At 34.0% G+C, this 8,830-nt stretch carries 11 protein-coding genes and 1 pseudogene; 5 read left to right on the forward strand and 7 right to left on the reverse strand.

Features of this window, described 5'->3' with window-relative positions; genetic code table 11:
- Positions 1–603 precede the first annotated feature (603 nt).
- From I2484_RS20245 to I2484_RS21745, 4 genes are all read right to left on the reverse strand, one after another.
- A complete protein-coding gene (locus I2484_RS20245) occupies positions 604–1,419 on the reverse strand; it encodes a lipid II flippase Amj family protein (RefSeq protein ID WP_207152868.1) in 816 nt (271 codons plus the stop codon).
- 519 nt (positions 1,420–1,938) lie between these two features.
- Positions 1,939–2,127 carry a hypothetical protein gene (locus I2484_RS21895; protein WP_346014226.1) on the reverse strand — a complete coding sequence of 63 codons (189 nt, stop codon included), beginning with the start codon at positions 2,125–2,127 and terminating at the stop codon, positions 1,939–1,941.
- Between the two features lie 3 nt (positions 2,128–2,130).
- Positions 2,131–2,283, reverse strand: coding sequence for a hypothetical protein (locus tag I2484_RS21900; protein WP_346014227.1), 153 nt, complete (start codon positions 2,281–2,283; stop codon positions 2,131–2,133).
- Between the two features lie 94 nt (positions 2,284–2,377).
- Positions 2,378–2,899 (reverse strand): DUF5412 family protein, encoded by a 522-nt coding sequence (locus I2484_RS21745; RefSeq protein WP_255551635.1) that lies wholly within the window; start codon positions 2,897–2,899, stop codon positions 2,378–2,380.
- A 404-nt stretch (positions 2,900–3,303) separates the two neighbouring features.
- Between I2484_RS21745 and I2484_RS20260 the strand changes: the two genes are divergently transcribed.
- The gene (locus I2484_RS20260; protein WP_207152862.1) at positions 3,304–3,921 is read left to right on the forward strand and encodes a recombinase family protein; all 618 of its coding nucleotides are present in this window, start codon (positions 3,304–3,306) and stop codon (positions 3,919–3,921) included.
- Positions 3,922–4,002: 81 nt separating this feature from the next.
- Here the strand turns inward: I2484_RS20260 and I2484_RS20265 are convergent, their stop codons facing one another.
- Positions 4,003–4,902: a tyrosine-type recombinase/integrase gene (locus I2484_RS20265; protein ID WP_207152863.1), complete on the reverse strand. Its 900-nt coding sequence runs from the start codon at positions 4,900–4,902 to the stop codon at positions 4,003–4,005.
- A 282-nt stretch (positions 4,903–5,184) separates the two neighbouring features.
- Here I2484_RS20265 and I2484_RS20270 point away from each other — a divergent pair, with 282 nt between their 5' ends.
- The 4 genes from I2484_RS20270 to I2484_RS20285 all read left to right on the forward strand — a co-directional run bounded on the left by I2484_RS20270 (position 5,185) and on the right by I2484_RS20285 (position 7,134).
- Positions 5,185–5,604, forward strand: coding sequence for a hypothetical protein (locus I2484_RS20270; protein WP_207152864.1), 420 nt, complete (start codon positions 5,185–5,187; stop codon positions 5,602–5,604).
- A gap of 82 nt (positions 5,605–5,686) precedes the next feature.
- On the forward strand, positions 5,687–6,298 hold the full coding sequence (locus I2484_RS20275; RefSeq protein ID WP_207152865.1) for a hypothetical protein: 612 nt from the start codon (positions 5,687–5,689) through the stop codon (positions 6,296–6,298).
- A gap of 95 nt (positions 6,299–6,393) precedes the next feature.
- Positions 6,394–6,576, forward strand: a complete 183-nt coding sequence (locus I2484_RS20280) for a hypothetical protein (RefSeq protein WP_207152866.1) — start codon at positions 6,394–6,396, stop codon at positions 6,574–6,576.
- Between the two features lie 315 nt (positions 6,577–6,891).
- Entirely contained in the window at positions 6,892–7,134 is a 243-nt protein-coding gene (locus tag I2484_RS20285; RefSeq protein WP_207152867.1) for a hypothetical protein, read from the forward strand.
- A gap of 79 nt (positions 7,135–7,213) precedes the next feature.
- Here I2484_RS20285 and I2484_RS21750 read toward each other — a convergent pair whose 3' ends face one another.
- Both I2484_RS21750 and I2484_RS20290 read right to left on the reverse strand, forming a co-directional pair.
- Positions 7,214–7,342: a hypothetical protein gene (locus I2484_RS21750; RefSeq protein ID WP_255551636.1), complete on the reverse strand. Its 129-nt coding sequence runs from the start codon at positions 7,340–7,342 to the stop codon at positions 7,214–7,216.
- Positions 7,343–7,627: 285 nt separating this feature from the next.
- Positions 7,628–8,710: pseudogene (locus I2484_RS20290) on the reverse strand (UvrD-helicase domain-containing protein); the annotation flags it as partial.
- Positions 8,711–8,830 lie beyond the last annotated feature (120 nt).

Here is an 8,830-nt window from a genome sequence, read left to right on the forward strand (position 1 = left end):
CGGTAAAGAAATCAATTGATATTGACTAAATAGCTAATCTAGGAAGAGAGTAATATGCGACAACTATCTTGACAACCACCGAGATTCATCTACGCAACTATAAGAAATATAAAAAAAGAAAATGTAATAAAGTATTGTTCAAGAATGCTAAATGGTCATAGAGCAGCCTATATTAGCTTCTATACAGATGAGTTCTTGATATATGTCAGCAGTGATGTCATTGACATTATTTCAAATAATGAAAGCAAAATAAATGAATTAAAAGACGGTTACTCCCAAATATATGATAAGTATCATGAAGTACAATAATGAAGTATGACTATTGTTTATTGGCGTTTACTTCACATACCTTACCTAGATTTAAAACACTGGATTCAATTAACGGGTGCGATTGTTTAACATCAAAAGCCTAATTTCCCTAGCGTTTAAAAGGGAAATTAGGCTTTATTATTTATTTCTGGTGCAAAATAGCACTTGAAACAGGTGCAAATTAACTCTCAAAGTAACAGCTTAGTTAAAGCAAGTTTCAAAATTTGTCGCTAAACAATCGCACCCTATTCTTGCACAATGCTGCACTACACAGCACCCTTTTGCTGAATAATTTCAAACTATGAATTGTGTAAACCAAGCAATGTATTTTGCTCCCGGTATAAAAAATAATTGTGCCAACAATGTTCCTAATAATCTGGACGTAACCATCATCAACGAAATGTTTTTAAGCGTTTGATAATTCCCTCTCTGATTAACTACATCATCAGCCATCACAGAGACTTTTGGATCGACGAAAATAACTAACAGTATTGTTGCCATTCCATTTATTAAACCTGACGCCATAATTGCTGTTGATGCAAGCTCTGGGGTAAGCAACGCTGCATATAAAGCAGATAATACACCGATAGTGTAGATTGCAGTTATTATCATATTTATTAAGAATAGCCTCACTGGAATATCTTTGACTTTGGTATCTTTTAGATATGAAAACCTCGGCAAACTGAAATGTGTTATGCCTCGCTTTATGTACTGCAAGGAAAATAGCCTTTTAAATAATGATGGAACAGAACCCTTTTCTTTCGATAAATGAATGATTGCCCTTGAAAATAGAGCTACAAAAGTGGGGAGTAAAAGTATTCCAAAAGCTGTTCCAACTGTTGAGGCCCCTATGAGGAATCGAAATTGTGTCTCTACAAATTCTTGTGCATTATGACTTGGTGCATTGTCTATTAGACTTCCTGTAAAAGGCTGTTGCATCATATTTGCCAATCTTGAAAACATCACCATTATATTAAAAAGGGATAAGGCTGAAGCAATCATTCTTACCCGTGCTCCAGAAAGCCTTACAGCATAGGCAAGCGTTTCAATAGAATGAATGATAAAAATAAACAATGCTATATATATTAATTTCTGAGTAACAATCTCCAACATGATTACCTTCTTTTTTGCCAGTTTATTTATTATCGTTGTACATAACAACATCAAAATGTTTCCCACAATTTGGCCCAATTACTGAATCGGCACAAATCCTTTATCCCGTAAACGCACCCGAGTGTTGAAGTAGAGGTCACATTTTGCTAAATAAACCTCTTCATTGTAGTTGCTTGGGTACTATTACCACCTATTTGCATCAAATGGTAAGTTTCATTCTTCTTTCAGGAATAATGTCCTTATTTACCATTCAAAACAAAAAAAATATGCAGGCTATTAAAGAAAAGATTCCAGTCCCCAAAGAAATAGTTCCAGTAACAACGTTATATTTATTTTTCTTTCTTAGCTTAAACATTAAAAGTAGTCCCGTGGTCGTTGACATAAGAAAAATTATAACAAAACCGATAGACACAATATACATTTAATTCCCCCATTTTTATGGCTTTTTGTTTAACTAACTGGCCCTATTGTTGCGTAGCCCTTATGCAACAAATGCACCCGATTCTTGATTAAAGGTTACTGATTTTTATTTGCATGCCTTTTTGCAAATGTGGAAGGTGAAAACGTGACTTTATATTTTTCTTCGAGTTCTTTTTGTACTTTTTCTGTTAGTTCCAATCCTTGCTTATTATGTATTTCTTCAAGTTCAATCCCAGCAGGGACTATTCCATCATTTTCCCAATCAATCCATTCACCATATCCCAATCTTCATTCCAGTAATTCCTTCTTCAACTCGATTGAAATTGGAACATGTTCTATGCCAAAGTTATAGTAGCAATTATTACACCAAATTGCATCAGCACCTATATCTGCTTCAACTTTCAAATCATATGAATCATTACATGCACATGCATTTTTCATATTATTTTCACCGCCCTTCTTTAAAGTAATGGTCCGATTGCGATATAGACGCAATCTCTTATAAAGCAAACGCCCCCGATTGTACTAAAAGTTATTAATTCGAAAAGGTTTCCCCTTTTTTCAAGTTCAAAGTATGATTGTTAATCGTGACGATATGATTGTTTGTCCATTTCACATCAACTCTGTCCATATGGTCTTGGTAATAAATCCTTTTTATAAACCAAAGGGGACCATTTATAACTCCTGATACACCAATGGAGGTAGCTGCTCCACCGTTTAATGTGTAAAAGTCGATGATGATTTTGGAGTCAGGTGATTGTGCTGTTTCAAGGGGTTCTCTCGCAATTGTATTTACGGCTACCCCTAACAGAAATATTGCCGAAAGAGGGAATACAATTAGCACCGTCAGCCAACTTCTCCATCTCGCCCACCTACTACTTTTGTCTTTAAATCCAATTATAGCCGTAACGAAAGTAATAACGGTTAGTAACCATAAAGTCAGAGCAGGTGGTGCCACTTGCCAAGTTCCGTAATAAGACGCATATAAAGCTTGTAATGCAAGCATTAACACAAAGAAACATGAAATGAATGACCATAAATTATATTTCCTTTCCAACAAATTACCTCCCGTTTTGGATTTTGGCTGTTTCAAAAAAAGTTCTCCAACTAAAACGACTCTATTACTGAAAAGGGTACAATTCTTCTTCAAGAATCTGGCCCGATTGTGGAATATATCTCTTACTGAATATTCACTACTTCATACAAAGATTATAGCAGAAGCAAATGTATATTCCAGTGTTTTCCACCCCTATCATTCACATAAAAACCACATTAGAAGCATCAAAATATTAAAGTTCGTAAAAGTACACTTTAACGAACGGGTTGAAACGGATTAAAAAACAGTGGAAAGAATGTTCATAAATGTATCGAAAAACTTTGCGAACGTTCATTAATTTACACATACCTATACGGACGATTTTCAGGTATGATATAAGGAAAGAATCTTTTTCGAGGTGAATTATGGAGCATCGCAAATTTGGTTACATACGCGTTAGCAGCAAAGATCAAAATGAAGGTCGGCAATTGGAAGCTATGAAAAAGTTAGATATTAATGAACGCGATATCTATTTGGATAAGCAAAGCGGAAAGAACTTTGAACGTGTAAACTATCAATTGCTTAAACGGATTATCCGAAAAGGCGACATATTGTATATCCATTCGCTGGATCGGTTTGGTCGGAACAAAGAAGAAATCCTACAGGAATGGAATGACCTTACGAAAAATATCGAAGCCGATATTATTGTGATGGATATGCCGTTACTCGATACGACGCAATACAAAGATAGTATGGGGACATTTATTGCGGACTTGGTTTTGCAGATCCTTTCCTGGATGGCTGAAGAGGAACGAGAACGCATCCGGAAACGGCAGCGTGAAGGAATTGATTTGGCGTTGCAAAATGGTGTTCAGTTTGGAAGACCTAAAGTTCTGCTTTCAGTAGAGTTTAAAGAGGTTTACAGAAAATGGAGAGCTAAAGAATTAACAGCAGTGCAAGCAATGCAGGAAGCTGGGGTTAAGAAAACTAGTTTTTATAAATTAGTGAAAGCACTCGAAGAAGAAACATCTAGCTCATTATAATAGAAGAAGCTCCTATAACCTCCTTTACCGAGAATGGTAAAAGAGGTTTTTATAATACCCAAATTAATTTTTCTTCTATACCTACAAATATTTATCCAAGGTTGTCTCAGACACAGTTAGGTAATGCTGAACTAAAGTTTCCAGTGATTTATGTCCTGTTTGTTGCGCGATAGTTGGTAAATCTGCACCTGCTGCGTGCATGGCTACCACTTGGCTTTTCCTGAAATTGTATCCGGTAAGTCCCCCAGTCCACCGCTGCAGAGCTTTACAATAACCTATTTCACTAATAGCTGTGCTCTCATAGCGTCCATTCTTATATACTCTCCCTACAAAGTAATCGTCTGCTCTAAGACCGTATTCGTTTATATAAAGCTCTATTGCATTGATTACGTCTTTCGTGAGCCGTTTAGTATGCCATCTTTTTTGCTTCTTCAAATAAACATGGACGGATCTGTTTTTTAAATCAAAATCTGATATTTTTAAACGAACCATTTCATTAGGTCGGTTAGCGGTTACAAGATTAACTAAACAAATTGCTTTTGCTCTTATAGGTAACTTATTAAGAGTATGCATCAATTCTCTCTTATCAATAGCTGATTTTCCTCGAATCTGAATTAAATGGGCATATTCATCTTCACGATACATTTTCCGCATCGCTGAAAGCTCGTACGCAAATCTAGCTTCCCCTTTGAATTCTATACTATGAATTACACTTAAGTATTTTCTAATAGCTGACAGTCTACGTTCCCATGTCGTTTTTTTAACTCTCTGTTTGGTCAATGAGATATATAAATAATCTAGCAAAGCCTCTGTTCCAACTATTTGGCCCGTATTGGAACAATATTCTTTGAACCTTCGAATATCTCCCTCATATTGTCTTGGGATCTCCCCCATCTTTTTTTCAATATGAATTTTTCTGTTGTGGTAACGTTTTTTGGTCTCAAATGTATCCTGGTGCTTTGCTAATTTAAAATCTGACATTCTTTTTCCTCCCCACTTCTTTTCAAAATCATTCTTCGCCAACATTTTTGACAGATTGATTTTGAAAATAATTATGAGGCAGAGAAATAAAATAGAAAATACCAGTGAGTGACAATACCTCCACCACTTCATACCTTCCGGATAATAAATATACTTTTCAGAAATGGAAATGTTATACTTGTTATACAAACTCGGTTTAATACGTAATTAAGCCAGTATTCCGTAATCGGGCCAGATTCTTAAATAAAATGATCCTTTCTTTTTTAAAAAGGAGAATGAAGAATGATATTAATTATCTACGTAATCACTAGTTTTGTTAGCAGTTTTATATTTGTACAACTGATTTCATTAAGCTATTTTGATTCATTAAATTACTTTGAGCTAACTGACTTTCTTGTTATATGGGGATTTTTTGTATTGCCAGTCTTTTTGATTGGCGGTTTTATCACTTTATGCGTAGATTTCTTTGTACAAGAGTTTTTTAAAACACGAAATTACTTTATATCTTTAATTATATTTTTATCTTTGGGAATAATTTGTAACATTTATGCCTTAGGGGATTTGGTAAGAAACGGATGGGGCGAAGGAGTTATGGAGTATCTAGTTTTAGGAGTTGTGGGTTCTGTTCTTTATTTTCACATTTGGCTGTTTTTGAATAAACTTGCTATAAAGACAAGAGCTAATTCACTGGGACAGTCTTAAAAATATAGAATTCTATACTTAGCAATCGGGTGCGATTGTGTAGGAAAAGCTGTGCTTCAAACAGGACTGAAAGGAGAATATCATGGGTTTGAAAAATAGAAAAAAATCTTTCGTACTGGTAGGAGTAGCTGTATTTTTCTTACTTTTCATGACGTGGTTATTTCCATTCTCCCCCATCAGTATTTATAAAAGTTATACTTACAAGCCAGTTAAAGTTTTATATATCAACGATAAAAGCTATGAGGATATTTTAAATGAATTTAAAGAATCATATGAAAAAGAGTTGAGTAAAGAATTTAAAAACACCCGTAACACTAGTCACAACAGCATAAACTTAACTATAGACCGGACCCAGTATATTCTCCCGATATTCGAACAAGATTGGTTAGTTAGTACAAAACCAGTAACGATAGATAAAAATAAGGTAGACCAGATGCTTCGTGATGTGATTCAGAGTAGAAATACATTACTGATGCTTGTTGCTCAAGAAAATTATACGAGTGAAGAAAGAGTTTACTTAGTAGATATTATAAATAGCATCTTAAGATTGGAAGAAGAAATTAGGTATGTGAAAGATGGGAAATATTTTTCAAGAATTGAACTAAACACTTTACTTGATAATTTAGGCGATAGCTTTAGATTTAATTTTGATATCTTTGTTACCACATTTTATGAGAGAGTTAATAAGGAGTGAGATTGATCAACAATCGGGTGCAATTCTTTAACAAGGATTTTCACCCTTTTTTAGTAACGGGCCAGATTGTTATATAGGAATTGGAGTGATAGATAATGGCAAGTCAAGTTTTTGGTATGATTGTTCTTTGGATTGCAGGGTTATTCATTCTGTATCTTGTAATTTTTAAAGCTGTTAAAGATGGAATTAACAGGTCTGTCGTGGGGCAATCTCTCGAAAAAACATCTGACCAAGGAGTAAAAAAGAAATCATGGCTTGACGATGATTTCGATAATTAACGATTTGGTCTATAACTGCAATCGGGGGCGTTTAAAGAATAATGACTAGGCTAAAATCGGGTCATTTTAAATAGGGACTGAGGTAGAAAATGAAAATACTCAATAGCAAATGGTTTGAGAAAATATTTTTGACCACAAGTTGGCTTTTATTGATTTGGCTTATTATAGGCTTTGTAGTTGTTGGTGGATTTATTCTCTTATTATTCATTGCCGAAATTAAAGCCATGTAATTCCTGCATTCAATTATCGGGTGCATTTGTCGCATAAGGTTTGTGCTTCAATCGGGCGATTTTGCAAAGTTAGGAGGTGTTTATAATGGTAATACTACTTCCGATATTAATGGCACTTTCTGTATTTTCGACATTCTTATCTCTTTCCTTCGGGGTTGTTAAACGTTCATGGAGAGCTATGTTAATTTCTTTTATTTCAAGTTTGCCCATATCAATGTACTTCGCAGGCGTTAATCCACCCTTGTCTTACTTGGGTTTAACGCCAATTGTTTTATTAACTCTAACAATTCTTTTTAGAAGGCATATCCAAAAAGAAATTGCCCAGTAAGTTTTGTATGAACTATGATTGTTCCGCAAAAGGGTGCTATTGCGGAAGATCTCTTAATTTTAAAAAACGATTCCTAACATTAGTAAGGGAATCGTTTTTTTTGCTGTAAGTTACTTAACGTTGTAATTCCGCATTTCCCTGACTGTGCCCCTAATTGGGATTGAAGACCTTGGTGAGTCGTCGAAACCCTCGCATAGCCATATTTCATAGCAAAAATCTCCTTTACTTATGACCCTAATATATGACACCTTTATAACCCCTAATCTATCACTACCACTTTAGAGTGTCAAAACTTAAAAGTTACGACACCTACAATAGATAAAAAATTCTCCCTTTCTAAAAAAGAGAGAATTTTCGCAAATCTAACATATTTACATTGTGTTAGATTTGGAAGTATTTAACTCCATCACTCAATAACAAATGTTTCAATTTCTATTCTAATCATCTCGCTTCCCCCCGACTTTATGATAGAGGGACATGATGAGCGTAATGACTAATTACTTCTATAATAATTAGAAATCCCTTCGACACTGATGTCTTTATCACAAACTATTGCAACGCTATGTATAGCTCTTGTTAAAGCAACATACAACTTACATCTGCTTGAAAAGGCTAAATTACTTGTGTGATCTTCAAACCAAGATAATATAGGTTTCGTAGGATATATTAAAGCTCTTTTAACAGTTTTACCTTTAGATTCACCAAAGTTCAAAACAGGATAATTTTCGTTTACCTTTTTTCTTCTTGTATCTCTGAGTTGCAACGGTTTGTATTTTTCTAAATAATGTTCTATATCATTACTTTTCACAAAGAAAACACCATCGTGACTAGACACTTCTTTATGCAAGGATACATTGGGCAGATAATTAAGGAAAACCCTATTTGAAACATCGCAGATTAGTTGATTATTCCTCCACGAATCTTTTAAAGTTATTTCATCGATTATACAATCTAATTTTTTATTGATACATTCCTTTTTTATAAAATCTACTATATTACCATTTTTATATTTGGAGTATTTCCGAGAGAAATGAGTATAATAGGTAACTTGCCGTGGATCTCCCACCATTATAATTTTTGACTGAGATTGCATTAACATTTTAATAATATCCAAATCATACCCCGCCAAATCTTGTATCTCATCTATAAAAATATAATCAAAAATCTTACTTATCCTATTAATAACTTTCCCTTTACTCAATTCGTTTGACTTAACGGTGAACTTTGATATTTTATCCGAATATATTTTATAGTCTTTACTGAAATAATGTTTTTCTACATCTATTTCCGGATAAAATATAGGTCTTCCTTTTCCTTTGTATTTAAGACCTGATTGTTCTGATACTAATAAAAGTCCATTAATTTTATTATTTATTAAGGTCCCTTGATAGGGTTTTACACCATGTCCTATTAAAAAAGAAAACCATGTTTTAATTGTTACATTTCGTGGAATAACCCCTTTATTTAGTTCTTTAAATTTACTTCTGATTTCATTTTCATTTTCTTGTGTAAATGTCGTAATCAGTACTTCTTTCGAAATCTTTAATGATTCTTTAACTAAATAGGTTGTCTTCCCAGCACCTGGGGAGTGTCAATATTTATGTGTAAATGACAATCCAACCTTTTCATTGTGAATACACTTATTGCTTTTTTATAACTTACGAGTAGCACTTATTTGCTCTTAATATTAAGGATA

This window comes from Sporosarcina sp. E16_8, from assembly GCF_017347095.1.
In the GTDB taxonomy this organism is placed as follows: Bacteria; Bacillota; Bacilli; order Bacillales_A; family Planococcaceae; genus Sporosarcina.

Bases quoted from the DNA above. Each gene is read 5' to 3' on its own strand.
- I2484_RS21900 (WP_346014227.1), bottom strand. From the start codon at position 2,283: ATGAAAAATGCATGTGCATGTAATGATTCATATGATTTGAAAGTTGAA.
- I2484_RS20260 (WP_207152862.1), top strand. From the start codon at position 3,304: ATGGAGCATCGCAAATTTGGTTACATACGCGTTAGCAGCAAAGATCAA.
- I2484_RS20265 (WP_207152863.1), bottom strand. From the start codon at position 4,902: ATGTCAGATTTTAAATTAGCAAAGCACCAGGATACATTTGAGACCAAA.
- I2484_RS20270 (WP_207152864.1), top strand. From the start codon at position 5,185: ATGATATTAATTATCTACGTAATCACTAGTTTTGTTAGCAGTTTTATA.
- I2484_RS20275 (WP_207152865.1), top strand. From the start codon at position 5,687: ATGGGTTTGAAAAATAGAAAAAAATCTTTCGTACTGGTAGGAGTAGCT.
- I2484_RS20280 (WP_207152866.1), top strand. From the start codon at position 6,394: ATGGCAAGTCAAGTTTTTGGTATGATTGTTCTTTGGATTGCAGGGTTA.
- I2484_RS20285 (WP_207152867.1), top strand. From the start codon at position 6,892: ATGGTAATACTACTTCCGATATTAATGGCACTTTCTGTATTTTCGACA.
- I2484_RS21750 (WP_255551636.1), bottom strand. From the start codon at position 7,342: ATGAAATATGGCTATGCGAGGGTTTCGACGACTCACCAAGGTCTTCAA.